This is a genomic window from Arthrobacter rhizosphaerae, from assembly GCF_023062595.1.
GTDB lineage: Bacteria > Actinomycetota > Actinomycetes > Actinomycetales > Micrococcaceae > Arthrobacter > Arthrobacter rhizosphaerae.
The window spans coordinates 175,452-201,236 of sequence record NZ_JALLAN010000007.1 but is presented as its reverse complement, the minus strand read 5'-3'; the positions used below and the strand labels follow the sequence as shown (position 1 = coordinate 201,236).

The window sequence follows — 25,785 nt, the reverse complement described above, 5'->3', positions numbered from 1 at the left end:
CTTCCTACAGTTGGGACTTTGGTGATGGTTCTCCGGCTGGTTCCGGTGCCACTGCTTCCCATACGTACGCTTCTGCCGGTACCTATCAGGTCAAGCTGACGGTGACGGACAACAAGGGGGCAACGGGATCGGTGACCAATGCTGTGACTGTTACAGCGGCGAACCAGTCACCGGTGGCGTCGTTTACGTCCTCGACGGCGGATCTGGTGGCTAGTGTCAATGGTTCGGCTTCCTCTGACCCTGATGGAACGATCGCTTCCTACAGTTGGGACTTTGGTGATGGTTCTCCGGCTGGTTCCGGTGCCACTGCTTCCCATACGTACGCTTCTGCCGGTACCTATCAGGTCAAGCTGACGGTGACGGACAACAAGGGGGCAACGGGATCGGCGACGAAGGCTGTGACCGTTAGCGTCGCGCCAGGTGACGTCTTGGCTCTGGACGACTTCGCCCGGACGGTGCAATCCGGGTTTGGGAATGCCAACGTCGGCGGGGCTTGGAGCGTCGACACTTGGCCAGGGCCTGTGTACTCTGTGTCCGGCGGGGCCGGCAAGATGGTGACAAATGCCGGACAACAACCAAATGCGACACTCAACAGCGTTTCATCCAGCAGCACCGATTTAACGGTGAGGGCCGGCCTGGATAAGAGGGCTGATGGCGGCGGCTATTTCATTTCTGTGCTGGCCCGCAAAGTAGGAAGCAACAATGACTATCGGGCAAAGGCCTGGATCTCCTCCACCGGGCAAGTGACCTTCTACTTGGTGAGGCGGGTTGCCGGCGCCGAGACGACGTTGACCAGCATGGTGGTTCCCGGACTGACTTTTGTGGGAGGGGACCAGCTGCAGATCCGAATTCAGGCTACAGGCGTTTCGCCCACCAACCTGAAAGCAAAGATCTGGAAAGCGTCAGACACAGAACCGACGGCGTGGACTTCGTCTACAACCGACTCCACGGCAGTCCTGCAGGCCAATGGATCCATAGGTTTGAACGTATACCTGTCAGGGTCAGCGACCGTAGGCCCTGTGACCGCCAGCTTCAGTGCGCTGGCAGCCAACCGCATCCAATAGTGAGTTTCTTGAGTTAAACCCGGACGAGTCGATCGTATAAGAGGTGGAAGATGAACGGCGTGGTTACCGTCCTGCAATCCTTCCCGGTGCCTCGACCTACGACGAATCCCTATCTTGTAATGCTTGAGAGGAGCCTTCGTGAATTGCCCGGAACCGAGGTGCTGAACTTCAGCTGGCGGGCCGCGTTGCTGGAGAAGTATGACGTGTTCCACGTGCACTGGCCGGAAATTCTCGCCAATGGGGCCAGCCCATTCAAGAAATTCGTTCGGCAAACCCTCACCGCAGCCCTGCTGATCAGGTTGCAGACCAGGCACATCCCCATTGTCAGGACTGTACACAACGTCAGACCCCCTGAAGGTGTCTCGCTCCGGGAGAAGCTCCTGCTCCGGTGGGTGGAGCACAACACAGCCCTCCGTATCACGCTGAACCCTGATACGGAGGTCGGGCAGGGAGTACCGCATGTGGTCATCCCCCATGGAGATTACCGGGCGTGGTTCTCAAAATATCCGGCCAGCCCAGTTGTTGAAGGACAGCTGGCGTTTGCCGGGTTGATGCGCAGGTACAAGGGCGTTGAAGGTCTGCTCCTTGCTTTCCAAGCTACGGAGAACATGATGGACGGGCTCACTCTTCGGCTTGCAGGTAAACCATCCACTCCTGAGCTGGCGAGAGAAATTCTCCGGCTGGCGGCTCCTGATCAAAGGATACGCATTGATCTGCGCTTTATTTCAGATGCGGAATTGGTCGATGTCGTCACGTCCTCCGAACTGGTGGTGCTGCCGTACCGGTTCATGCACAACTCCGGTGCGCTCTTGACGGCGTTGTCTCTGAACAGGCCTGTACTTGCTCCCAGGAACGCCGTCAACGAGAGGATTAGCCAAGAGGTAGGACCGGGATGGGTGCACATGTACGAGGGCGACTTGAGCCAGGACGTCATTATTGAATCCTTGCAATCAGTGAGAACGCAGGCACGCCCGGTATCGCCGGAGTTCGTTTCGCGGAGCTGGCCTGAGACGGCAGCCCGGCATGCCACTGCTTACCAACGGGCTCTGTCCTTGTCGCGCCGGCACAAATCAGCCGGGACAACACAATGAAAAAATTAAGGCTCACAGTTTGCGTTCTCACATATAAGAGACCGGCTGAGCTGCGCCGGGGGCTCCCTCACGTCCTGGAGCATGTATCTCGTTTGAACGGGCATGAGGATGTGGGAATTATGGCCGACGTGCTGGTGGTGGATAACGACCCGGAAGGCAGCGCAGCGCAGGTGGTCCGGGAGATGGACTCTCCACTAATGACGTACGTCGTTGAGCCGGAGCCTGGAATTTCGGCCGGCCGTAACCGAGCCCTCGATGAAGCACTTGGCTCGGATCTTCTGGTTTATATCGATGACGACGAACGCCCACAGGAGCGGTGGCTCCTTCCTTTGGTTCAGACGTGGAAAGAATCCGGTGCCGCCGCGGTAATGGGCAGGGTTGTTTCGGAATTCGAACATGAAGTGGACCCGTGGATTACTGCAGGAAGGTTTTTTGTCCGTCGACGCATGGCCACCGGAACCGCAATTGACGTTGCGGCTGCGGGGAATTTGCTGCTCGATTTGAATCAGATCCGTGATCTTGGAATCCGTTTCGACTCAAGCTTTGGGTTGACAGGTGCTGAGGACACGCTGTTCAGCGGAATGCTCAGAAACGCCGGGGGGAAGATCGTCTGGTGCGATGAATCAGTTGCCTCTGATTTCGTTCCGGCATCGCGCACCACACGCAAATGGGTGTTGGCCCGGTCCTGGAGCCATGGGAACTCCGCCACGCTGGTGGATCTGAAGCTGGCAGGCAGCAGCCGGCAACAACAGTTACGGCGTCTTCGGGCGGTGGCGAGGGGTCTATTGCGAGTCGGTGGCGGGGCTGCGCGTTACGGCTGGGGGCTTGTGACGCGCTCGGACCGTCACGAGGCCCGAGGCTTGCGGGCAGCGATGCGTGGAGCTGGAATGATCGCCGGCGCCGGAGGTTTGGTGTATCAGGAATACGGCCGGAACAAACAGAGCGCGTCCTCTATTTATCGACCGTTTGCCAGGCGTTCGGTTTGGTCCCGGTCGAAGATCGGGCGCTATGCAGACCACTGACAGTCCGAGCGGCTTCGCTGCCTCCGCAGGACGGGCAGCCGGACGATCCCTCAAGCCGCTGATCCGGCGGTGCACGTTTGTGGGTTCCATTGTCAGGGTAAGCACCGAGCGTCCGGTGATCGTTTTGACATACGACGACGGGCCGGATCCGCTGGGAACGACCGCCATTCTCGAGGCGCTGGAAGCCAAAAGAGCATCAGCCACTTTTTTCGTCCTGCTAACCAGGGTGAGGCGCCACCCCCGCCTGCTCGATGACATCCTGGCGGCGGGCCATGAAATAGGTCTGCATGGCCTCGACCATCAAAGGCTCTCGTCCCTTCCCTATGGAACGGCTAAGGCGCGCCTAAGAGACGGAAAGGCGGAGCTGGAAGACCTCACAGGCCAGCTGATTCGATGGATGCGTCCGCCGTATGGCGCGCAGACGTTTGCGACCTGGCATGCCATCAGGACAACCAACCTGGAGCCGGTGATGTGGAACCGCACTACCTGGGACTCCCGGAACGTTTCGCAGCAAGAGCGGGTAGCCATGGCAACCCAGCGGCCTATATCGGGCACCATCCTCCTTGCCCATGACGGATTTGCGGGTGAAGCCGACGGAGTCGGAGACGGACCGGAGCCAACGGTGGACAGGGGGCGGTTGACGACCCTCATATTGGAGGAATTCCAAGCGCGGGGGCTGTCAGGATGTTCACTGGAAGCTGCCCTGGAACAGGGAACGGCTGTCCGCGAAGGCTGGTTCACACGGAAAGAAGGTTGACGCAGGCGCGGCAGTCCTCTTGGACCCCGTCCTGCTCACCCACTGGCTGCAAGGCGCCCTGTCCGTATGACCACGTCTGCAATCGCCGAGCGGTAGGCTTTGGAACTGTGTTTCCTAGCGGCCAGCTGGCTGTCCACAGCGGCCATAGCCGAAAAGCTGTCCCAATTGTCTGCCACGTTCAGGAGTGCATCCGCCAAGGCCGTCGGATTGTCCGGCGCCACGAATTGGGCGCTGGGATAATCCGCGGCGGCCTCTCGTAGACCTGAAGTGTCACTCACCACTAAGGGCCGTCCTGCCAGAACTGTCTCGATCGCAGTGTTTCCGAACCCCTCGTCCAGACGGGATGTAACTACGGCAGCGTCGCATTTTTCGTGGAAGGGGGAGACGTCCTGATGGAATCCATGGAAGGTCACCCTTGACTCGAGGCCTTGGGCTTGGACCGCTTGCCGCAGACTCTCTTCGTAGGGCTCCCCGCCCATGTACACACTGCCCACAATATCCAGATGCACCGGTACGCCCCGATCCCACAGTTGCCCTACCGCAGCGACTGCAACGTCGACGCCTTTCCGGTACGATAACCGTCCGACGTAGAGGACACGGAATGGGCCTGATATGACTGCCCGGGCCGGAGTGGCAGTTTCAGGGAGGGCTACCCCGTTGTAGATGATCTCGGACTTGTTCTTCAGTGACGGCACACTCTCGGTGTGGACTCCGATGCTGTAGTGGCTGTTAGCGACAACTGTTGTTGCAAAGCGCAGCGGAAATGCCAACGTGGCCCGTAGCCATCTGGGGGCATTTCCCTCTGCCTCATGGACGTGGATGATCACGGGTTTGCGCGCGATCCTGGCCAGGATCGGCCAGAGTGGAATGGTAATGGTATTTACGTACACGACGTGTGGGGAGCTCCTGAAGATGAGCTTGAGGCCCTGAACAGAGCCGACGCTCACGTTTCTGCCCAATCGGAGAAGCCCTCTCGGTGACATCAGGCTTTTTCGCAATACCGGCATTTCGCAGATCATGGGAGAAACGCCCCGTTCCCGTAGCTCAGCTGTAAGCGGACCGGATTCCGGAAGCACTACCTGGACGTTCCAGCCTCGCTCCAGAAAGGCATCGATGCTCTCAAGAAAGACGCGATCTGTGCCGTACAGTTCACAGCTTGGATGGACCATCAGTATCCGCAGAGCCTGGTTCATCCGCCTATGCTAAAGGCGGAGCATCAATATTCCCGCAAGAAATCGGGGCCTGCACGGGGCCCGGTGGCAAGGGATCACATGTGGGACAATTACGTACAGAAACCATCACGTAATTGAGCAGTTCATTTTTCTCCCAGCACGCCTTGCTGCTTTAAATCCAGGAGTCACTCCATGGTCGCCACACCTGCCCACCTGCTTCCGTCCACCTCTGTACTGGACAACGCGGAGGTGCTGCGGATCAGAAACGACTTCCCTGCCCTTTCCCAGACTGTCAACGGGCAGCCACTCATCTACCTGGATTCCGGCGCTACCTCGCAGAACCCGCTCAGCGTGATCGAGGCAGAGCAGGAATTTTACGAACAACGCAATGCCGCCGTCCATCGAGGCGCCCACCACCTGGCCGTAGAGGCCACAGATGCATTCGAGGATGCACGTCAGACCGTCGCGGTTTTCATCGGTGCCAACTATGAGGAAATCGTGTGGACCTCCAACGCCACGGAGGGGCTGAACCTGATCAGTTATGCGCTGTCGAATGCGACCCTCTGGGCAGCGCAGGGCAGGGGAGAGCCGCGGCTGAAGGAACTGGCAGTGGGGCCCGGCGATGAAATTGTGGTCACGGAGATGGAGCACCACGCCAACCTTATTCCGTGGCAGGAACTCGCGTTCAGGACCGGAGCAACGCTGCGGTACATCCCGATTGACGGTTCCGGATCCCTTGACCTTGAGCAGGCCGCGGAGATCATTGGGGAAAGCACCCGGGTGCTGGCCTTCACACACGCCTCAAACGTCCTTGGCATCATTAATCCAGTGCATAAGCTTGTGGCAATGGCACGCGAACACAACGCCCTCGTGGTGCTTGATGCCTGCCAGTCTGCACCGCACCTGGCACTGGACCTCAAGAAACTCGACGTCGATTTCGCCGTCTTCTCCGGCCACAAGATGCTCGCCCCCACGGGCATCGGTGTGCTCTACGGGAAGCAGGAACTCCTGGATACCCTGCCGCCGTTCCTCACCGGCGGTTCCATGATCACCACGGTGACGATGGAACGGGCGGAATACCTGCCTGCCCCTCAGCGGTTCGAAGCGGGAACACAACGCATCTCGCAAGCAGTCGCCCTCGCCGCGGCCGTCAACTACCTCAGTGAAACAGGCCTGGACCGGATCCACGCTTGGGAGTCTGAACTCGGGCAACGGATGGTAGCAGGGCTTGAGCGGATCGAAGGGGTCCGGGTCCTTGGGCCCGCGGCAGGTGAGGAACGAATCGGCCTGGCCGCCTTTGACGTTGCTGGAGTCCATGCGCACGACGTCGGACAGTTCCTTGATGCGCGAGGCATCGCCGTCCGCGTCGGTCATCATTGTGCCCAGCCGCTCCACCGGCGTCTTGGCCTTACTGCAACGACCCGGGCCAGCGCCTACCTCTACAACACCACTGACGATATTGATCAATTCCTGGACGCTGTCTCAGGGGTCCGCTCCTATTTCCGTGTCTAAGCACAGGGACCACGAAGGTACTTAATATGAGCCTCGACCAGCTTTACCAGCAGATTATTCTTGATCATTCCAAGACCCGCCACGGCAGTGGCCTTTCCGAAACTCCGGCGCCGGACGGAGCACAGACGGGGCAGTCGCACCAGCTAAACCCTGTCTGTGGCGACGAAGTGACTCTCCGTGTCGCCGTCGATGACGGGAACGTGGCCCAAGTTTCCTGGGATGGCGAAGGCTGTTCCATTTCGATGGCCTCCGCCTCGGTGCTCAGTGAAATGGCGGAGGGGATGACCGTCGATGAGCTTCACGAGACGATTGGGGCGTTCAGGGAAGTACTCAGATCGCGGGGCAAGATCCAGGCCGATCCGGAAATCCTTGGCGACGCGGCCGCATTCGAGGGCGTGGCCCGTTACGCCGCCCGGGTCAAGTGCGCCATGATTTCCTGGGTAGCGGCTGAGGACGCCCTCAACCAGGCGTCGTAGATTCGGGCACCAGTAAATGCCGGACCCAAACTTTTCAACAAAAATGCGCCTGACCCGTTCGGGGCAGGCGCACTCTTGTTACTCCGGTTGCCGGCTACATCAGCGCAGCAATCCCGATCGCAGCGGTGGCGGCTCCCAGGACCATGGAGACGCTCACCAGCACAACGTGGACGGTGAGGAACCGGGTGGCCTTACCCGCCTCATCGCGTGCCCGTGGATCTTTCATTACCCGGCGCAGGAACTGAGGCCAGACGGCCAGGGACCACATGCCCGAAATGATCAGGACAACTGACAGCAGTACCGGTAGCTGCACGGGGTCAGTGGCTTTCCAGCCAGGCCTGTGCCTGCTGGGACTGGATGTTCAGGGCCTTGCCCACCATGGGTTCAGCTGCATCGGCGATTTTTCCGCCGAGCAACGGAACCGACGACGTGACATTGCCTTCGAGCTCAACGCGCGTGCTGCCGCCGTCGGCAACAAGCCGCTGCACGGCGGTGACGTCCAGGGGAGCACCGGCGATCTTGAGGCTGATCTTGCTCTGCCGGGAACCGTCAGCGGCAGGGGCCTCCCAGGTTTCCAGCTGCGTCACCTTCAGTGTGTCGCCCACGAACTTGCGGGCAATCTCGGGCAGGCGCGTGGTGGGCAACGTCCGGACGGAAGTGGTGCTGAAAGAGCCGGTGACATCGCCGTCAACTGTAAAGGACTCCAGGGTGCCGCCGACCAGTTCGCTGGTATGGCGCTGGAAATCCTCGTTGACGAAAACAGCCGCTACGAGCTCAACGTTGTGCGGCAGGGTAGTGGAAGCACTCAGTGCCATTGTTCCTCCGTGGGTCAGGAAAGTGGTGGTCATCGCTTTTTGCCTTCCACATCCTACGGTGTTTGCGGGGCCTCCTCCGCATCGGTGAGTGCTTGGGCTGCTGCCGTAATGTTGCGTGACATTGCGGGGAAAATCAGGCTATGGAATGGAAGCACGGCAAGCCAGTACAAGCGGCCGCTGAGGCCGCGGGGAAAGAAGATGGCGCGTTGCCGGTACAAACTTCCGGTCCCGTCCGGCTCAACGGACAGTTCCAGCCAGGCACGTCCCGGGGCACGCATTTCCGCACGGAGAAGCAACAGCCGTCCCCTGTCGATCTTTTCCACCCGCCACCAGTCCACCACCTCGCCCACGGCCAGTTTGCCTGGGTGCCGGCGCCCACGCAGGAGGCCTGCACCCCCGGTCAGCTTGTCCAGCCACCCGCGCAGCCTCCAGGCCAACGGAAGGGAATACCAGCCATTGCGCCCCCCGATTCCCTCGATAACAGTCCAAACCCGACGGGGATCCACGTCACGGTGGAAACTCCTCTCATCGATGGAGACCCTATGCCCGGCCCAGTCGGGATCGCTGGGCAGCGGATCGGCGTCCGCCCCCGCGTTGGCCCAGGTCGTCTCCACCTGCCCGTCCCGTTCCTTACCCAATGCAAGGGCGACGGCGGAACGGTAGTCGGTGAGGCCGCCGTCGGGCCGGGGGATGAAGCGATCAATGTCGTGTTCGCCGGAGACGGCGTCGTGCTGCAGGGATTGCACGAGGGGGAGCGACATTGAAAGCGGGATGGGAGTAACCAGCGCCACCCAGAGTCCAGCCAGTTTTGGGGCAGGGACCGGCAGGGCCAGGACAAGCCGCCGCGGAAGGCCTGCCTCCGCGGCATATTCGTTCATCATCCCGGCGTACGTGAGGACATCCCGGGAACCGATGTCGAAGGTGCGGTTGATGGCCCCATCCAGTGCAGCGGCTGCAACAAGGTAGTAAAGCACGTCCCTGACCGCTATGGCCTCAATCCTGTTCCGCACCCAGCTGGGCGCCGGCATCACGGGCAGCGTCTCCGAGAGGTGCCTGATCATTTCAAAGGATGCAGAGCCGGATCCGATGACCACTCCCGCCTGAAAGACGATGGCGTTGACGGGGCCGTCAAGGAAGGTCTGGCCCACAGCTTCGCGCGAACGCATATGCGTGGACAGAACCTGGTCCCGGGGGTGCAGCCCCCCGAGATACACGATCCTTCCAACGCCCGCGTCAGCGGCGGCACGGGCTACGAGCCCGGCCATCTCCTGTTCCTTGGTTTCGAAGCCTGTACCTGCCGCCATCGAGTGCACCAGGTAGTACAGCACGTCAACGCCGTCGAGGGACTCGCGTAAGGACTGAGCGTCGTCCAGACCGTTGCGGATCACTTCCACCTGATCGAGCCACGGCACTCCCGCTATTTTTCCTGGTGTGCGCACCAGTACTTTGACCCGGTGTCCGGCCTCGAGGAGCCGGGGGACCAGTCGGCCGCCGATATAGCCGGTGGCCCCAGTCACCAGCACGGTGGGGGATTCACGAGAATGGGAGTGGACGGGTGTGACTGCCGGGGGAGTGGACACTAAGCCAGCTTACCGACGTACTGCCACCCCGATGCTTGTCGTAATTCAACCCCGGGTGCCTATGCCCCTGTGGCAGGGGTAGGCTGGGAACACCCGGGATTCTCATGAATTTCGGGTTTTCGTGTTGCCTGCATCCCCGTGAACATTTCAGGAGCTTCAGTCATGAGCCTCAACGGCCCATCCCTCACCGGTCTGCGCCGTGTCCTCGCCGAAGACAAAACCTTTGCCCGGGTCCAGGCGGAGGCAGCCAGGAGTTTTGACGGCCGCAGCGAGGACTACCAGATCAGCGCCCCTGCAGGGCTAAGGGCTGCCTTGCTGGCCGAGATGGCCGACGGCCTTGCAACGCAAGGTGCCAAGGAAAACGCCGGAATCGTCCTTGCAGTGACGGCCACCGGCCGAGAGGCTGAGGACCTGACCGAGGCGCTGAGGGCATACTTGCCGACCGACTCGGTGACAGAGTTCCCCAGTTGGGAAACGCTGCCGCACGAAAGGCTGTCTCCGCGCTCGGACACCGTGGGACGGCGCTTGTCCGTTCTCCGCCGGTTGGCACACCCGGAAACCTCGTCCAGCGGGCCCTTGCGGGTAGTGGTAGCGCCCGTCCGTGCTGTGGTTCAGCCGATCGTGGCAGGACTGGGCGAACTGACCCCCGTTACCTTGAAAGTTGGCCAGGAACGCTCCTTCACCGATGTTGTGCGAGCCCTCGCCGATGCCGCGTACGCCCGCGTTGATATGGTGACTCATCGTGGGGAATTCGCCATCCGCGGCGGCATCCTGGATGTCTTTCCGCCGACTGAAGACCACCCCATCCGCGTGGAGTTCTTCGGCGATGAGGTGGACCAGATGCGTTGGTTCGCAGTAGCTGACCAGCGCTCGCTGTCGGCGCCTGGCGTGCACCACCCCACCGAGCTTCACGCTCCGCCGTGCCGTGAAATCCTGATCACGCCGTCGGTCATGTCGCGTGCGGCGACGCTCAAGGCACAGATGCCGGCAGCTGCGGACATGCTGGAGAAGATCGCGGGCGGGATCGCCGTCGAAGGCATGGAGTCACTGGCGCCGGTGCTGGTGGACTCGATGGTGCCCTTCGTCGATCAGCTTCCGGCGGGCTCGATCTCCGTAGTGATCGAACCCGAGAAGGTGCGGACCAGGGCCCACGATCTTGCCGCCACCAATGAAGAGTTCCTGGAGGCAGCGTGGTCCACGGCGTCCGACGGCGGGACGGCACCTTTGGATTTGAGCTCCGCGGCCTCCGCAGCCCTCCACTCAGCCAGCTTCCGCTCCCTTACGGACACCAGGACGGCTGCTTTGGCTCACGAAGTGTCGTGGTGGTCCATCACGTCGCTGGCCACCGATGAGGAAATAGCGCCGGACATTGACGTCCTGAACCTGCACGCCCGTGAACCGCGCGGCTACCAGGGTGATGTGGCGGAGATGATGGATTTTATCGGCTCCCACGTCCGGGACCAGTGGCGCATTGTTGTGGTCACTGAGGGGCCTGGTCCTGCCCAGAGGCTTGCGGAACTGTTCCACGACAACAACATTCCCTGTGCCCGCGTGGACCTGCTGGACAAGGAACCGCAGCCGGGCATCATCGAAATAACAACTGCCGCGGTGGGCCGCGGTTTTGTCCTCGAGGGCCTCAAGCTGAGCCTGCTCACCGAGGCGGACCTGCTGGGGCGCACCTCAGCGGGTTCCACCAAGGACATGCGGCGTATGCCCTCCAAACGGCGGAACGCTGTGGACCCCCTGCAGCTCCTCGCCGGCGATCATGTGGTGCACGAGCAACACGGCATCGGGCGTTTCGTGGAGCTCATCCAGCGGAAGGTCTCTGGCGGCGGGGACGGCATGCGCGAATACCTCGTCCTGGAATACGCTCCGTCCAAACGCGGAGCGCCGGGGGACCGGCTGTTCGTACCCACGGACCAGCTGGACCAGGTGACCCGGTATGTCGGCGGGGACACCCCGGTGCTCAGCAAGATGGGAGGCTCGGATTGGGCCAGCACCAAGTCCAAGGCGCGCAAGGCCGTCAAGGAGATTGCCGGAGAACTCATTCGGCTGTACTCCGCGCGGATGGCATCCCGCGGCTTCTCGTTCAGCCCGGATACCCCCTGGCAGCGTGAGCTTGAGGAAGCCTTCCCTTACGTGGAAACCCCGGACCAGTTGACCACCATCAACGAGGTCAAGGCGGACATGGAGCGCGAAATCCCGATGGACCGGCTGGTGTCGGGAGACGTGGGCTACGGCAAGACAGAGATCGCCGTCCGTGCCGCCTTCAAGGCAGTGCAGGATGGCAAGCAGGTGGCGGTCCTGGTGCCCACCACCCTCCTCGCGCAGCAGCACTATGAGACTTTCACCGAGCGGTTCTCCGGCTTCCCGCTCCGGGTCAAGCCTTTGTCCCGCTTCCAGGGGACGAAGGAGACCAAAGAGACCGTTGAGGGCGTCAAGAGCGGCGCGGTCGACGTCGTCATCGGCACGCACCGCCTGCTCTCCAAGGACTTTGAGTTCAAGGACCTCGGCCTGGTAATCGTGGACGAGGAGCAGCGTTTCGGCGTGGAACACAAGGAGGCGCTCAAGAAGATGCGCACCAACGTGGACGTGCTGGCCATGAGCGCCACTCCGATTCCCCGTACCCTCGAGATGTCGCTGACAGGGATCCGGGAAACGTCAACCCTGGCAACCCCTCCGGAGGAACGTCATCCCGTGCTGACGTACGTGGGCCCCTACACCGACAAGCAGACGTCCGCCGCAATTCGGCGTGAGCTCATGCGGGAAGGCCAGGTCTTCTTCGTCCACAACCGGGTTTCCACGATTGAACGCACGGCCGCCAAGATTCGGGAACTGGTACCGGAAGCACGGGTTGAAGTGGCCCACGGGCAGATGTCCGAGAGCCGGCTCGAACAGATCATCGTCGATTTCTGGGAGAAGCGCTTTGACGTCCTGGTCTGCACCACCATCATCGAAACGGGCCTCGATATCTCCAACGCCAACACCTTGATTGTCGATGGCGCTGACAAATACGGGCTCTCCCAGCTGCACCAGCTGCGCGGCCGTGTGGGCCGAGGCCGTGAACGGGCCTACGCCTACTTCTTGTACCCGGCGGAAAAGCCGTTGGGGGAGGTGGCCCTGGAGCGGCTGAAGGCCGTCGCCACCCACAATGAGCTTGGCGCCGGCATGCAGCTGGCCATGAAGGACCTCGAAATCCGCGGGGCCGGAAACCTGCTGGGCGGGGAACAGTCCGGCCACATCCAGGGCGTCGGGTTCGATCTCTACATCCGTCTGGTGGGCGAGGCCGTGGCAGACTACCGCGGCGATGCTGAAGAAAAGGCGGCTGAGATGAAGATCGAGCTGCCCGTGAACGCGCACCTGCCGCACGACTACGTGCCCGGTGAACGCCTGCGGCTGGAGGCGTACCGAAAGCTGGCGGCTGCCCTGAGCTACGATGCCATCGACGAAGTGCTTGCCGAGCTCGTGGACCGCTACGGTGAGCCGCCGCTCCCCGCACAGAACCTCATCGCCGTCGCACGGTTCCGGGTGGGGGCCCGCGAAGCCGGGCTGTCCGACGTCGCGCTTCAAGGCAACTTCATCCGCTTCTCGCCGGCCCAACTGCCCGAGTCCAAGACGATGCGCTTGAACCGCATGTATCCGGGAGCGCAGTCGAAGCCGGCGCTGGACGCCGTTCTGATTCCCAAACCGAAGACCGCCAAAATCGGTGGACGGGACCTGCAGGATGCCGAAATCCTCGAGTGGGCCAACGGCGTCATCCGCAATATCTTCTCTGACGCTCCAGCAGCGCAACTGACCGCGGGCTGAGCAGTGATGGGAGGACACCACGCCGCGTCGGGAGCCGCGGCGTGGGTAGCCATTGCTTCCACCGGTCCCTACACCCTGGGCTGGTACCCGCTGGACGCCACCGGAATTTTAATCGGCGGCATGGCGACGGCGGGAACCGCCCTGGTGCTCGACTGGGACCACCGCCACAGCACGGTAGCCCAGTCGTTGCCTCCGCTGTCGAACATCATCGCCGTCGGAATAGAGAATGCGAGCGGTGGACACCGGCAGGGAACCCACTCGTTGTTGGGCGGAGCCTTTTTCGTTGTGCTGGCCATGATGGCCGGACAGATCCAGCTGCACACAGACTGGGGGATCCTGTCCGTGGGAGCAGGCCTGCTGTGCATGTTCCTGATCAACATTGCCGCGAAGGCACTCAAACTGTTCCCGAAGTCGGGCTGGATCACCAACTGGCTGTTCGCCCTCACAATGGCTGGCCTGGTGACGTGGTTCGCGCCGGACCAGTGGACCTGGCTTCCGGTGTCCATGCTGACCGGCGTGGTGGTGCACATTGTGGGGGACATGATCACCACCGGCGGAGTCCCGCTCCTCTGGCCGATTGTGGTCAAGCCGCCGAAATTCCTTCGGAAGCTGCCCCTGGTCAAGGATGTCTGGAAAGCCAACGGCGCGTTTTCCATCCCGCTGCTGGGCCGGGCCGGTTCCCGCCGTGAGTGGCTGGTCCTGATTCCAGTGAGTGCCTACGCCATGGTGGGCATGTGCATGGCCGCCTGGGCGCTGGGGAATGTGCACTTTCCTGCCGCCCTGGCCTTCGGGAGCAGGTTTATGAGCACCTTGCTGGGCACCGGCTAGGACTCCGGTCAACAGGCTGAGTTAAACGGCTGACGCCCCGGAATCCGGGGCGTCAGTTGTGTATTGAAGCGCTTGTCAGTGCGGAGCGCTTAGTGCTCGCCGGCTGAATCCGAGCGGCCAAGGACAGTCTGCGGGATCCAGAAGGAAGCAGCGAAAAGGCCCAGGCAGACAGCCATCGGCCACGGGTTGCCGAGGGTCAGGAAGGACAACGAGTAGATGGAACCCAGGAACAGGGCCATCATGATCACGAAGACGACGACGCTGCCGGCCAGGCTGTTCTCGTTCTGAGGGGTCTTGGGGCTATCAACGATCTTGGACATTCATTCCTCCCGGCCCCGAAGGGCTCCTAACATCAAACTTACGGCCTCGAAGGGCTGAAAACATCATTCGAAAACTGAGGCGGCAGCCCGCTGCATCAGTACGCGGATGAACCCTGTTCACCCTTGACGATTGCAATTCCGGAGCTGGCGCCAATACGTGTTGCACCTGCAGCAATCATAGCCTGCGCATCAGCGAGCGAGCGCACGCCGCCGGAGGCCTTGACGCCCAAGTCCGGGCCCACCGTCCGCCGCATGAGGGCTATATCTTCCGAGGTTGCCCCGCCGCCATTGAAGCCCGTGGAGGTTTTGACGAAGTCCGCTCCGGCCTCGACGGCCGCCTGGCAGGCAACGACTTTCTGCTCGTCGGACAGAAGCCCGGTTTCGATAATCACCTTGAGGATTGCACCGCCCGCGTGCACCACGTCCGCGACGGCGGTGATGTCATCCACCATGGCGCCCTTGTCGGCAGCCCGGGCGGCCGCGATGTTCACCACCATGTCGATCTCGTCGGCACCATCCAGGACGGCGCCCCGCGCCTCGAACGCCTTGACGTCGCTGGGCGTTGCACCCAACGGGAAACCAACCACTGAACAGGTCAGCACCCCCGACCCCTTGAGGGCGGTTTTAACAGTCTTGACCCAGACCGGATTGACGCACACAGACTTAAAGCGGTACTCGGCGGCCTCGGAACAAACCTTGACGATCTCTGCCTCACTGGCCTCGGGCTTGAGGAGGGTGTGGTCGATGTAGGAGGCGATGTCCCGGCTTGTTCCGGCGGCGGGTCTTCCGACGGTGGGTGCTCCTGCGGAGGCAGTCCCTGCGGCGGCGCCTGCCGCAGCGGCTTCGTTGCTCATGATGGTCCTTTCCCAGTGGGGTGTTTCAGGTGACCATCTTGCCACGTCTCCGCGCCTGGACCAGCCCAAGTAGGTAGCAGTAGTTGCGGTTCTGGGAGCTCAAAACAGCGGTTACTGCTACCTAGTTGGGGACTTGTCAGGCTGCTGTGGGCACGGACTCCGCCGAGGCAGCCTGAAGCAGCTGTGTTGCGCAGACATCCGCAGCGGGATCGGCGGCCACGAGCAGGCCCAGGCGGACGCCGTCGAACGACGCAGCATCACCAATGGCCCAGATGCCCGGCGCGGACGTGCGGAACTCCCTGTCGATGACGATTCCGCCATCGGCCGCCGTGGACAGCCCTGCACTGGCGGCAAGGGCACTGCGGGCAACTCGCTCTTCCGCCAGCACCACGAGGTCGCCCTGCATGGTGCTGCCGTCCTCGAAGACGATGCCGGCGGCGGGAAGGACGGAGCCGGCAATGGTGGGTACCACAGACGCCGGCCGCAGGGTTGTTCGTATGGGGCGTACACCCCGCGCCCTGAGAACTGCCTCGGCCTGGCCTGCAGCAGCCCCGGTGCCCACAAGAATTCCCAACGGACGCCGGCCCAGTACCCTGGATACTTCCTTGACCGCTTCACCGATCCGGCCGGCGTCGTCAATCGTGGAATAGCTAAGGCAGCGGGCGGAGCCGTCAACCGGGGAGTGAACGGGGGCGGAACCAGTGGCTATCACCAGCTGGTCGTAACTGAATTCCATGCCGTCGGCAGTTGTCACGAAGCGCCGGACAGGGTCAATGAAACTGGCCGGCTGTCCGAAGCGGACCGAAACCTGGGGCAGCATGGCGAGCTCAAGCAGATCCTGCGGAGCGTCATCGCGGTTGCTGAGTACGGTGATGCTTCCGGCGAATCGCTGCCGGGCGAGCTGGACTACCAGTGCCTGTGCCGCAGGACCGGCGCCCGCGATGACAATCTTGGGGGCAGGCGTACCTGAGGCGGGCGCGGCCGAGGGGGCGTCAGCGGGTGAAGAAGTTATGGGGGAGAGTGGGGATGCCGGAGCGGACATGTGCAGGCCCTTTCATGGTGCGGCCGTGGTCTGGCCGCAAGGTTCGTGATGGAACCTAGGCTAGACCGTCCATTTTTCGCCCGTGTTTCCCCGCGGTTGCCGAAACGTCCCTGCGCGTGATGAAAGTATCTGCTGTTGTCCATGGTTGTTTACCGGCCGGTAACACAACGCTGTGTCACGGGCCGGAAGCAAGGGGGCTAGGCCGGAAGCTGGGGGGCTAGGCCGGAAGCTGGGGAGCTAGACGCGGATCCGATAGCCGCGCTTCACCACAGTTTCCACGAGGCGTCCATCCGGCAGGGACGACCTCAGCCGGCTGACCGTCATATCCAACGCGTGCACCGAGCCGCGGAGTTCGAGGAGCTCGGAGAGCGAATCTCTGGATAGGACTGCCCCGCCGGCGCCGAGCAGGGCGCGGAGCAGCAGGAGCGGTGCCGGTGCCATCTCCACCTGCTCGCCGTTGATCCGCAGGGAGCGGCCACGCAATTCCACGTTGCCGGAGCGCGTGTCCAGCCTGCGGACGTGGTTCAATGCCAGATGTTCAACCACCAGGCGGATCAGGGCACCCATCCGGAACCGCTCCGGAACGAGCGGTGAGAGTCCGGCGTCGATGAGCGGCTGCGCCGTTACCGGTCCAACGACGGCGGTGGTCACGGTGGTCTTCAGGGCCTCGATCAGTTGCTTGTACAGACCCATTTCGTGGGCGGTGCTCCACATTGCGTCCACGGCGGGGGCGCTGGTGAACGTCAGGACATCGAGGTTCCCGCTGCATGCAGCCTCAATCAGCCGCGGCAGCTTGTCCTCGCCCTCCGGTTTGACCCAGCGGTACGGTGTCACGGTGAGCACCGTGGCGCCGGACATGCGGAGCCGCTCAAGCTGCCGGACGTCCGTGTAGCCGTGCAGCTGGACGGCAACAGTTTTCCCGCGGACACCTTCGGCCAGCAGCATGTCCACCAGGGTGGCTGTGGTTTCGTCGCTGCTGATTCCGACGTCGGCAAGGCCGGCCGCACGAACCGCACCGCGCGCCTTGGGCCCGCGGACGAACATCCGGCAGGCAGCCAGGGTTTCCAAAAGTTCGTCGCCGATGCCGAAGGAATCAGCGGCTTCACACCAGCGGCGCATGCCGTAGGCCGTCGTCGCAATACAAAGATCAGGCTTGGCCGCGATGATGGCGCGGGTGTCGTCGATGAGGCGGAAGTCCTCCTGGACGGGCGCAATCTTCAGCGCCGGGGCGTGAAGCACTTCAGCGCCGCGCCGTTCCAGGGCTTCGATGAGGTCCTGCGACCTGCGGTGGGAGGTCACACCGATCCGGAAACCCTCCAAGGGCAGGTCGGCACCCTCAGCGGAGGGGACTTCCTGGGCACTGACGGAGGTCACCGGAGGGCTGGGAAAGGGGGCAACCGTGTCTACAGCAGTCATGGAGTCTGTCACGATCCCAGCAGCGATGCCGCAAGGCGGTCAAGATCAGCTGATGCTTCGGCATGCCCCCGGTTGGCTTCCCCCACGCGAACCACCTCGCCGATCACCAGAACGGCGGGGTTGGTGCAATCTGCAGCTGCCGACACGATGGTTCCCAGCTGGGCAATCGTGGTGCGCTGGCCGGGCCGGTAACCACGTTCGATAACGGCCATTGGCATGTCCGGGCTCATTCCGGCCTTTCGCAGGCCGGCGGCGAGTTGATGCAGAGTACCTATTCCCATCAGCACCACGATAGTGCCACCCAGCCCGGCCAGGTGCATGTGCTCCTTCTCCGTAAGTGGCGCATGTCCGGAAACCACGGTGAACATGTGGCTGACTTCCCGGTGGGTTACGGGGATCCCCGCAGCCGCAGGGACCGAGATGGCGCTGGTGACACCGGAGACGACGCGGACGGGAACGCCGGCCGCCACGCAGGCCGCTACTTCCTCACCGCCGCGGCCGAACACGTAAGGGTCGCCGCCCTTGAGCCGAACCACGTTCTTGCCGTCCAAGGCGGCCTCGACCATAAGCTTCTCAATGCCGGACTGGCTGACCGGGTGGTGGCCGGGGCGCTTGCCTACGTCCACCAGCTCGGCCGATGTCAGCGACGGCAGTTCCTGGTACGGTGCCAACCGGTCGTAGAACACGACGTCGGCATCGCGGAGCGCTTTGATGGCGGCAACCGTGAGCAGCTCAGCGGTGCCGGGTCCGCCGCCCACGAGGGTGACGTGCCCGTTTGCGCCGGCGGCGGGTTCGCTGGTGACCGGAATTCCGTTTTCACGGCACCGCTCCAGGAGCGCCCCCCAACCTGGCTGGCCGTCGTCGACCGCTGCGACCAGGAACGGCCGCTCCGGGAGGGGACCATCATGGCGGGCACCGTGGGGAGTGCTCAGCCTGGAAATCACTGCGCCGGCAGCCTCGTAGCGGCGGACCGCCTGGCGGGCTGCATGGTCGGAGCCCGTGATGAGAACTTCGCGGCCATTGACATCGATGCTGAGCTGCATGGGTTACACCTTGCTTTCAGTGACGGATTCGTTGGCTGACCGGACAGGGATCGAAGCGCCGATGAGCACTTTCCCCTTTTCTTCAGCGGTGGCCGGGCGCATCTGGCCGCGCTCGTCCGGGACGAAGGTGATGGAGTCGTCCTTCTGGTCGGGGGCGTTGACGAAGGAGCGGAACCGACGCAGGCGCTCGGGATCCTTCAGGGTGTCTGCCCATTCGTCCACGTACGTGTCCACGTGCTTGGCCATGGCCGCCTCGAGCTCTTCAGCAATGCCCAGGGTGTCCTTCACGACTACGTCCTCGACGTGCTTGATGCCGCCATCGAGCTCCTCCTGCCAGCGCGCGGTGCGCTGCAGGCGGTCGGCGGTGCGGATGTAGTACATGAAGTAACGGTCGATGTACTTCAGCAGGGTTTCGTCGTCCAGGTCCTTGGCCAGCAGCTGGGCGTGGGCCGGGGTGGCACCGCCGTTGCCGCCGACGTAGAGGTTCCAGCCGTCCGCCGTCGCGATGACGCCGACGTCCTTGCCGCGGGCCTCGGCGCATTCACGGGCACAGCCGGAAACGCCCATCTTGAGTTTGTGCGGGCTGCGGAGGCCGCGGTAGCGGAGTTCCAGCTGGATGGCCATGGCCACTGAGTCCTGGACACCGAAGCGGCACCAGGTGGAACCGACGCAGGACTTCACCGTGCGCAGGCTCTTACCGTAGGCCTGGCCGGATTCGAACCCGGCGTCGACCAGTTCCTTCCAGATTTCCGGAAGCTGCTCCAGCCGCGCACCGAACATATCGATCCGCTGGCCGCCGGTGATCTTCGTGTACAGGTTGTACTTCTCAGCGACGGCGGCAATGACACCGAGCTTCTTGGGGGTGATTTCACCGCCGGCGATACGCGGAACCACCGAGTAGGTGCCGTCCTTCTGCATGTTGGCGAGGGCGCGGTCGTTGGTGTCCTGCAGGGCGCCGCGGCCGGCGTCGAGGACGTAGGCGTTGTGCTGGCTGGCCAGGATGGAGGCAATGGTCGGCTTGCAGATGTCGCAGCCGGCACCGGTGCCGTACTTGGCCATGATGTCTTCGAAGGAGGTCAGTTCCAGGACGCGGATCGCGTCGAAGAGCTCCTGGCGGGACAGTTCGATGTGCTCGCAAAGGGCCTTGGAGACCTCGACGCCGGACTTCGTCAGTTCGCCTTCGAGCAGCTTCTTCAGCATCGGGACACAGGAACCACAGCTGGTACCGGCGCGCGTGCAGCCCTTGAGCTCGCCGAGTTCCTGGACGGGGGCGTTGCCTTCACAGGCGCCGCAGCCGTTAACGGTGTCGCGGATGGTTCCGGCGGTCACGTTGTTGCAGGAACAGAGGATGGCGTCGTCGGGCAGTTCGGTATCGGGTGCCTCGCCGCCGCCTGCGGCAGTGAGGTACGCACCGGGCTCCGCGGAGAGTTCGCGGCCCAGGAGCGGGCGCAGGCTGGTGTACGGGGTGGCGTCACCGACGAAGATGCCGCCCAGCAGGGTCTTGGCGTCGTCGGTGGTAACGATCTTCTGGTAGACGCCGCGGGCGGGGTCGGCGTAGACGATCTCGAGGGCGTGCTCGGTCTTGGCGAATGCGTCACCGAAGCTGGCGACGTCAACGCCGGACAACTTGAGCTTGGTGGCGGTGTCAAAACCGGGGAAGGTGGCCTCGCCACCGTGCAGACGGTCGGCGACGATCTCTGCCATGGTGTTGGCCGGGGCAACCAGGCCCAGGCACATTCCGCCGAAGTTGGCCACTTCACCGATGGCCCAGATGCCGGGGATCTCGGTTTCGCAACCGTCGGTGATAACTACACCGCCGCGCTGGCCCAGCGAGAAGATCTGCTCTTCGCCTTCAGCGGCGCGGAAGAGTTCATCGCGCGGGCGGACGCCGATGGCGACGATGACCAGGTCAGCGTCGATGATGCGGCCGTCTGCCATGAGGACGCCGGTGACCTGGCCGTCGTCGTCGGACAGTACCTCGGAAGGGAACACACCGCTGTGGACTTCGAAGCCCTTGGCCTTGATAAGGCGGCCCATCGCCTGGCCGGCGCCTTCGTCGAGCTGGGTGGCCATCAGCCATGCTGCGCCGTCGATGACGATGGGGGTGGCCCCCAGCTGCTCCGTTCCGGCAGCTGACTCGAGGCCCAGGAGGCCACCACCGATGGTGACCGCTTTTACTTTGCGGCCAAGCTTTTCAGTGAGTTCCGCAATGGCCTTATTGATGGCCCAGACGTCTTCAAGCGTGCGGTAGACGTGTGTGTGCTCGGCTCCGGGGATGGGCAGGCGGGCTGCGTTCGAGCCCGTTGCGACGACGAGGTGGTCGTATTCGTAGCTGTTGCCGGCTGCGGTTTCCACCGACTTGCCATCGGTGTTGATCTTCATGACGCGTTCGCCGGTCTTGAGCTCAAGCGAACCGTGGTCCCACATGGACGCTTCACCCAAGGTGAGGTCGTAGTCGTTATCCGTGAGTGCCTTGCTGAGCGCCACACGGTCGTAGGGGAGGTGGGTTTCCTCAGTGAGGACAGTAACGTGCCAGCCATCGAGGCCACGGGCATGCATTGCGTCCGCAAAACGGTGGGCCGCTGGGCCGCCGCCGGCGACCACGACGCGGCGTGGTGTCTCTGTGCTTGAAGTCTGTCCGGTCACTGTGGGCCTTTCGCATGGGCCGCAGACGGTGCTCTGCAGCTTGTCCATCCAGACTAGGCAAGGGCAGTTTCGCTTCAGTTTCCCAATTGTTTCGTGAACTTAACTTCTGCATCACGAATAGATTTCCGGGCAAGTGAGGTCTCTTTTACGCGCCGGACACATTCACCGCATGCCGATGAAACACCCGCCGCCTACTTTGGATGATGTGGCCGCGTCGGCGGTCCGGGTTCCACCGGAAGAAGCATTTTGAAGCATCGAAAAAGCACACAAGCTTCCCGCTGGACAGAAGGCAACGTGAGAGGGGCCGAAAATGACGGCAGTACTTGAACTTCAGGAAGAAACCACCGCAGCTGCGACGGGCTGGCACCGGGTGTGCCCCGTTGCCGAGCTTGAGCCCGCCTGGGGCGAAGCGGCACTGATCGCCGGACGCCAGGTCGCCTTGTTCCGCACCGCTTCGGACGAGGTTTACGCCGTTTCCCAGGAGGATCCGGCCACCGGAGCCCACGTAATGGCCCGCGGCATCATCGGTTCCCGTGGAGACAGGCCCACCATTGCCTCACCCCTGCACAAAGAGGTCTATGACCTCGTAACAGGGGAATGCTTCGGCAATGCAGAGCTGAACCTGCCCACATTCAACGCCAGGATTGTGGACGGCCACATCGAAGTCGAGCTCTAAGCAGCAGCTATAGCCTTACCAGGTACAGCCCTACCAGCTATAGCCCTACCAACTACAGCCCTACCAGCTATAGCCCTACCAACTACAGCCCCAGAGCCTCGCGGACATCATGCAACACATTGTCCAGCGAGGCTCTTGCTGCTTGACGGGCTTGGGGGAGCTCCGCTGCTGAGCCCACGCTTTGGATCACTTCCAAGTAGCACTTCAGCTTGGGTTCGGTACCGCTGGGCCTGATGATGACCCGGCTCAGGTCTCTGGTGATGTACAGCAGACCGTCCGTGGGAGGCAGGTGTTCGCTTCCCACCGAGAGATCTGTGTATGTTTCGACGGCGGACCCTCCGAAGGATTCCGGCGGTGTCACGCGGAGCCTGTTCATCATGGCTCCGAGCAACCCGAGGTCCGCCACCCTGATGCTGAGCTGGTCGCTGGCATGCAGACCGTGAAACAGATAAAGCTCGTCCAGGGTGTCGAAGATCGATTTCCCTTCAGCCTTCGCGGCGGCTGCAAGTTCCGCGATGAGCACCGATGCGGAAATCCCGTCCTTGTCCCGCACCAGCTCAGGGGCAACGCAATAACCGAGCGCTTCCTCGTAGCCATAGAGCAGTCCCGGCACCCGCGAGATCCATTTGAATCCCGTCAGGGTTTCCTCATGGGCATATCCGGCGGCCTTGGCGATGCGGGCGAGCAGTCGTGACGAAACAATCGAATTGGCGAGGACCCCCTGGCTCTGCTCTCCCTCAAGGGCCTGGCCTGCGAGCCTGGAGACAATGTGGTGGCCCAGGAGGGCGCCAACCTCGTCGCCGCGCAGCATGCGCCAGGCGCCCGTGTCAGGGTCCACGGCGGCCACGGCGGCCCGATCGGCGTCGGGATCGTTGGCAAGCACAATGTCTGCACCAACCCGGCCCGCCGTCTCCAATGCAAGGTCCAGCGCGCCCGGTTCCTCCGGATTCGGGAAGCTGACAGTGGGGAAGTCCGGATCCGGGTGCGCCTGTTCCTGTACCAGGGTGACATCTTTGAAACCTGCCGCGTTCAGGACGGACACTGCCGTCTCACCGCCCACACCGTGCAAGGGGGTCAGGACGATCTTGAGCTCGCGGGCGGGGAAAGCCTCAGGCATAGCCAGCCCTGCAACAGATGACTGGTACTCCGCGATAATTGAGCGATCCAGGATGGTCCAGCCTTCTTCGGCCAGCAGGACCGAGTCCAGGGAACCGACCTCGTTGATCCTGGCAGCAATCCGCTCGTCGTACGGTGCCACGATCTGTGCTCCGCGCCCGCTTTCCTCCACTGCGTGGCGGCCCAGGTACACCTTGTACCCGTTGTCCTCGGGCGGGTTGTGGCTCGCGGTGACCATCACACCGCCGTCGCAATCCAGGTGCCGTACAGCAAAGGCGAGCAACGGCGTCGGCAGGGCCAACGGCAGCAGGAAAGTCTCGATCCCTGCCGCCGCGAAGATGGCGGCTGTTTCCTCGGCAAAGATGTCCGAGTTGTAGCGGGCGTCGTAGCCGACGACGGCGCGGGGCCGCGTTCCGGGGGACGCCGTGGAGACGGCGTCTGTGAGAAACGCGGCAAAACCTGCAGCGGCACGGCGGACGACTACCCTGTTCATCCGGTTCGGGCCCGGCCCCAGCGGGGCGCGAAGTCCGGCCGTGCCGAACTGCAAGGTGCCGTTGAAGCTGTCCGTCAACTCCTGGCGGGCCGCGGGAACGCCGTCAGCAACACGCAGGATAAGCTCCGAGAGAGCTGCTGCGGTAGCGGGATCCGGGTCCTGCGCTGCCCATTCACGGGCGGAGTCCAACAGCTGCGGCAGTTCGGGATCGATAGAGGTCATAGGATCCAAACTAGCCCCAAACGTTCATGAAGCCTGCCTCGAAAGAGAGGGAGAACGGTCACAGTTTGGGTCAGTCGTTGAGGACTGACGGTTCAGGGGCTTATAGCCTGGCGATGATTTCGGCCAGTAGTTTGGAGATCCGGGCACCTGCCGTGTGGCCGGCCTCGAGGACCTCCTCATGGCTCAAGGGCACCGGGCTGATGCCTGCGGCGAGATTGGTTACCAGCGAGATGCCGAAGACCTCCATCCCGGCGTGCCGGGCTGCGATGGCTTCGAGGGCGGTGGACATACCCACCAGATCGGCACCAATGCGCTTTGCATACTGCACTTCGGCCGGGGTCTCATAGTGCGGCCCGGTGAACTGTGCGTAAACACCTTCCTCCAGCGAAGGATCCACTTCCCTTGCGAGGGCGCGGATCCGCGACGAGTAGAGATCGGTGAGGTCCACGAACGTCGCACCTTCCAAGGGGGACGTGGCGGTGAGGTTTATGTGATCTTTGATGAGTACAGGAGTGCCCGGAGCCCAGTTTTCATTGAGACCGCCGCAACCGTTGGTAACCACCAGCGTCTTGCAACCGGCGGCCGCAGCAGTGCGCACACCGTGAACCACGGCGCGGACTCCCTTGCCCTCGTAGTAATGAGTGCGGGCGCCAAGGACCAGCGCGCGTTTGCCGTCCCTTGTCAGTACTGAACGGATGGTGCCCACATGGCCTTCGACGGCGGGTGCGGAAAATCCTGGCACCTCGTCAGCCGAAAGGGTGGCGGTGGTGTGGCCGATCAGGTCAGCCGCGCCTCCCCAGCCGGAGCCGAGCACCAGGGCGACGTCGTGACGGTCAACGTCCGTCTCCTGGGCGATGTACTCGGCCGCGCGACGCGCAGCGTCAAAGGGATCAGCGTTAAGGGGGTCAGTGTTCCGGAATTCTGTATTACTCACTGGTACAAGTTATCGTGCCGCTGCCACCCTGCCCAGTAGGGCGATTCCAGCAGCGGTTCCAGTACGGCCATTAAGCTGGGCAGATGCGAATCGCCGTCATCTCTGATGTCCATGGCAACCGGCTGGCCCTTGATGCGGTGATGGCCGACATTGAACAACGCAGCGTCGACAGCATCGTCAACCTTGGTGATCTGCTCTCCGGAGGTGTCCAGCCTGGCGCAACTGCCGACAGGCTCCTGGACCTTGATCTGCCTACAGTGCGGGGAAACCACGAGCGGCAGGTGCTCGAAACAGAACCGGCAGACATGAGCCGCTCTGACCTGCTGGCACGCAACGAGATGACTGAAAGGCACAGGGAGTGGTTTCAATCCCTTCCGCTCACCTTGGTGCCCGCGCCGGGCGTACTCGCCTTCCATGGATCCCCGACTGACGATCTCACCTACCTTCTGGAAACGGTCGGGCCCGACGGCGTGAGGCCGGCAACGGAGGCCGAGGTTATGGAGCGGCTCGGCGGGGCCGTGGGGCACTCGCTCCTCCTATGCGGTCACACGCACCTTCAGCGGTCCATGCGCCTGACGTCAGGCTCATTCGTGGTCAACCCGGGAAGTGTTGGCTGGCCCGCCTACGATGATGACCAGCCCTATCCGCATGTCATGGAGGCAGGCAGCCCACATGCCCGCTACGCCGTGGTGGATGACGTCAGCGGACGCTGGGAGGCCGAGTTCCTCGCCGTCGAGTACTCCTGGGACGCTGCTGCCCGCATAGCCGAAGACAATGGACGCCCCGACGTCGCCCAAGCCCTTCTTACCGGCCGTGTATCGCACTAGCTTTCCAGCCCGGGCGGCGCTGGGGCTGCACGGAAAGCGCCTGTATTGGTGGTGCATTGGTTCTGCAGGGAG

Annotated in this window: 22 protein-coding genes; 10 read left to right on the top strand and 12 right to left on the bottom strand. The window is 62.8% G+C overall.

Annotated features, from left to right (window positions below; genetic code table 11):
* The 4 genes from MU551_RS11820 to MU551_RS11805 form a co-directional block, all read left to right on the top strand.
* On the top strand, positions 1–1,064 hold a 1,064-nt coding region (locus MU551_RS11820), incomplete at its 5' end, for a PKD domain-containing protein (RefSeq protein ID WP_247044362.1).
* A gap of 119 nt (positions 1,065–1,183) precedes the next feature.
* Positions 1,184–2,155, top strand: a complete 972-nt coding sequence (locus MU551_RS11815; RefSeq protein ID WP_247044361.1) for a glycosyltransferase — start codon at positions 1,184–1,186, stop codon at positions 2,153–2,155.
* Positions 2,152–3,177, top strand: coding sequence for a glycosyltransferase family 2 protein (locus MU551_RS11810; protein ID WP_247044360.1), 1,026 nt, complete (start codon positions 2,152–2,154; stop codon positions 3,175–3,177). The genes MU551_RS11815 and MU551_RS11810 overlap by 4 nt, the downstream gene beginning before the upstream one ends.
* Entirely contained in the window at positions 3,164–3,934 is a 771-nt protein-coding gene (locus MU551_RS11805) for a polysaccharide deacetylase family protein (protein WP_247044355.1), read from the top strand. Before MU551_RS11810 ends, MU551_RS11805 begins: the two co-directional genes overlap by 14 nt.
* 35 nt (positions 3,935–3,969) lie before the next feature.
* Here the strand turns inward: MU551_RS11805 and MU551_RS11800 are convergent, their stop codons facing one another.
* Entirely contained in the window at positions 3,970–5,127 is a 1,158-nt protein-coding gene (locus tag MU551_RS11800) for a glycosyltransferase (RefSeq protein ID WP_247044352.1), read from the bottom strand.
* A gap of 171 nt (positions 5,128–5,298) precedes the next feature.
* Between MU551_RS11800 and MU551_RS11795 the strand changes: the two genes are divergently transcribed.
* Together MU551_RS11795 and sufU are read left to right on the top strand one after the other, a co-directional pair.
* Positions 5,299–6,618, top strand: a complete 1,320-nt coding sequence (locus MU551_RS11795; RefSeq protein ID WP_247044351.1) for an aminotransferase class V-fold PLP-dependent enzyme — start codon at positions 5,299–5,301, stop codon at positions 6,616–6,618.
* Between the two features lie 26 nt (positions 6,619–6,644).
* Positions 6,645–7,094, top strand: coding sequence for a Fe-S cluster assembly sulfur transfer protein SufU (sufU, locus tag MU551_RS11790; RefSeq protein ID WP_247044350.1), 450 nt, complete (start codon positions 6,645–6,647; stop codon positions 7,092–7,094).
* Positions 7,095–7,188: 94 nt separating this feature from the next.
* Here sufU and MU551_RS11785 read toward each other — a convergent pair whose 3' ends face one another.
* From MU551_RS11785 to MU551_RS11775, 3 genes are read right to left on the bottom strand one after another with little or no spacing between them, the layout of a single operon-like run.
* The gene (locus MU551_RS11785; protein WP_247044348.1) at positions 7,189–7,407 is read right to left on the bottom strand and encodes an SCO4848 family membrane protein; all 219 of its coding nucleotides are present in this window, start codon (positions 7,405–7,407) and stop codon (positions 7,189–7,191) included.
* Between the two features lie 4 nt (positions 7,408–7,411).
* Complete coding sequence (locus MU551_RS11780; RefSeq protein ID WP_247044472.1) at positions 7,412–7,909, bottom strand: DUF2505 domain-containing protein; 498 nt, start codon at positions 7,907–7,909, stop codon at positions 7,412–7,414.
* 53 nt (positions 7,910–7,962) lie between these two features.
* Complete coding sequence (locus tag MU551_RS11775) at positions 7,963–9,489, bottom strand: SDR family oxidoreductase (RefSeq protein ID WP_247044347.1); 1,527 nt, start codon at positions 9,487–9,489, stop codon at positions 7,963–7,965.
* A 162-nt stretch (positions 9,490–9,651) separates the two neighbouring features.
* Here MU551_RS11775 and mfd point away from each other — a divergent pair, with 162 nt between their 5' ends.
* Positions 9,652–13,296 carry a transcription-repair coupling factor gene (mfd, locus tag MU551_RS11770; protein WP_247044346.1) on the top strand — a complete coding sequence of 1,215 codons (3,645 nt, stop codon included), beginning with the start codon at positions 9,652–9,654 and terminating at the stop codon, positions 13,294–13,296.
* Between the two features lie 6 nt (positions 13,297–13,302).
* A complete protein-coding gene (locus tag MU551_RS11765) occupies positions 13,303–14,124 on the top strand; it encodes a metal-dependent hydrolase (RefSeq protein WP_247044344.1) in 822 nt (273 codons plus the stop codon).
* A gap of 89 nt (positions 14,125–14,213) precedes the next feature.
* On the opposite strand, the gene MU551_RS11760 is transcribed toward MU551_RS11765, so the two are convergent.
* The 6 genes from MU551_RS11760 to nirB all read right to left on the bottom strand — a co-directional run bounded on the left by MU551_RS11760 (position 14,214) and on the right by nirB (position 21,445).
* Positions 14,214–14,444, bottom strand: coding sequence for a hypothetical protein (locus tag MU551_RS11760; RefSeq protein ID WP_247044342.1), 231 nt, complete (start codon positions 14,442–14,444; stop codon positions 14,214–14,216).
* Between the two features lie 95 nt (positions 14,445–14,539).
* On the bottom strand, positions 14,540–15,298 hold the full coding sequence (gene deoC / locus MU551_RS11755) for a deoxyribose-phosphate aldolase (RefSeq protein WP_247044340.1): 759 nt from the start codon (positions 15,296–15,298) through the stop codon (positions 14,540–14,542).
* Between the two features lie 136 nt (positions 15,299–15,434).
* The gene (locus MU551_RS11750; protein ID WP_247044339.1) at positions 15,435–16,340 is read right to left on the bottom strand and encodes an FAD-dependent oxidoreductase; all 906 of its coding nucleotides are present in this window, start codon (positions 16,338–16,340) and stop codon (positions 15,435–15,437) included.
* 237 nt (positions 16,341–16,577) lie between these two features.
* Positions 16,578–17,756: a uroporphyrinogen-III synthase gene (locus MU551_RS11745; RefSeq protein WP_247044338.1), complete on the bottom strand. Its 1,179-nt coding sequence runs from the start codon at positions 17,754–17,756 to the stop codon at positions 16,578–16,580.
* Between the two features lie 8 nt (positions 17,757–17,764).
* A complete protein-coding gene (gene cobA, locus MU551_RS11740; RefSeq protein WP_247044336.1) occupies positions 17,765–18,799 on the bottom strand; it encodes a uroporphyrinogen-III C-methyltransferase in 1,035 nt (344 codons plus the stop codon).
* Between the two features lie 3 nt (positions 18,800–18,802).
* Positions 18,803–21,445: a nitrite reductase large subunit NirB gene (gene nirB / locus MU551_RS11735; protein ID WP_247044334.1), complete on the bottom strand. Its 2,643-nt coding sequence runs from the start codon at positions 21,443–21,445 to the stop codon at positions 18,803–18,805.
* Positions 21,446–21,755: 310 nt separating this feature from the next.
* Here nirB and nirD point away from each other — a divergent pair, with 310 nt between their 5' ends.
* Positions 21,756–22,121 carry a nitrite reductase small subunit NirD gene (gene nirD, locus MU551_RS11730; protein WP_247044331.1) on the top strand — a complete coding sequence of 122 codons (366 nt, stop codon included), beginning with the start codon at positions 21,756–21,758 and terminating at the stop codon, positions 22,119–22,121.
* A gap of 82 nt (positions 22,122–22,203) precedes the next feature.
* On the opposite strand, the gene MU551_RS11725 is transcribed toward nirD, so the two are convergent.
* Together MU551_RS11725 and MU551_RS11720 are read right to left on the bottom strand one after the other, a co-directional pair.
* Entirely contained in the window at positions 22,204–23,952 is a 1,749-nt protein-coding gene (locus MU551_RS11725; protein WP_247044329.1) for a phospho-sugar mutase, read from the bottom strand.
* Between the two features lie 100 nt (positions 23,953–24,052).
* Positions 24,053–24,886: a purine-nucleoside phosphorylase gene (locus MU551_RS11720; protein ID WP_247044327.1), complete on the bottom strand. Its 834-nt coding sequence runs from the start codon at positions 24,884–24,886 to the stop codon at positions 24,053–24,055.
* An 83-nt stretch (positions 24,887–24,969) separates the two neighbouring features.
* Between MU551_RS11720 and MU551_RS11715 the strand changes: the two genes are divergently transcribed.
* Entirely contained in the window at positions 24,970–25,713 is a 744-nt protein-coding gene (locus MU551_RS11715) for a metallophosphoesterase family protein (RefSeq protein WP_247044326.1), read from the top strand.
* Positions 25,714–25,785: the final 72 nt, after the last annotated feature.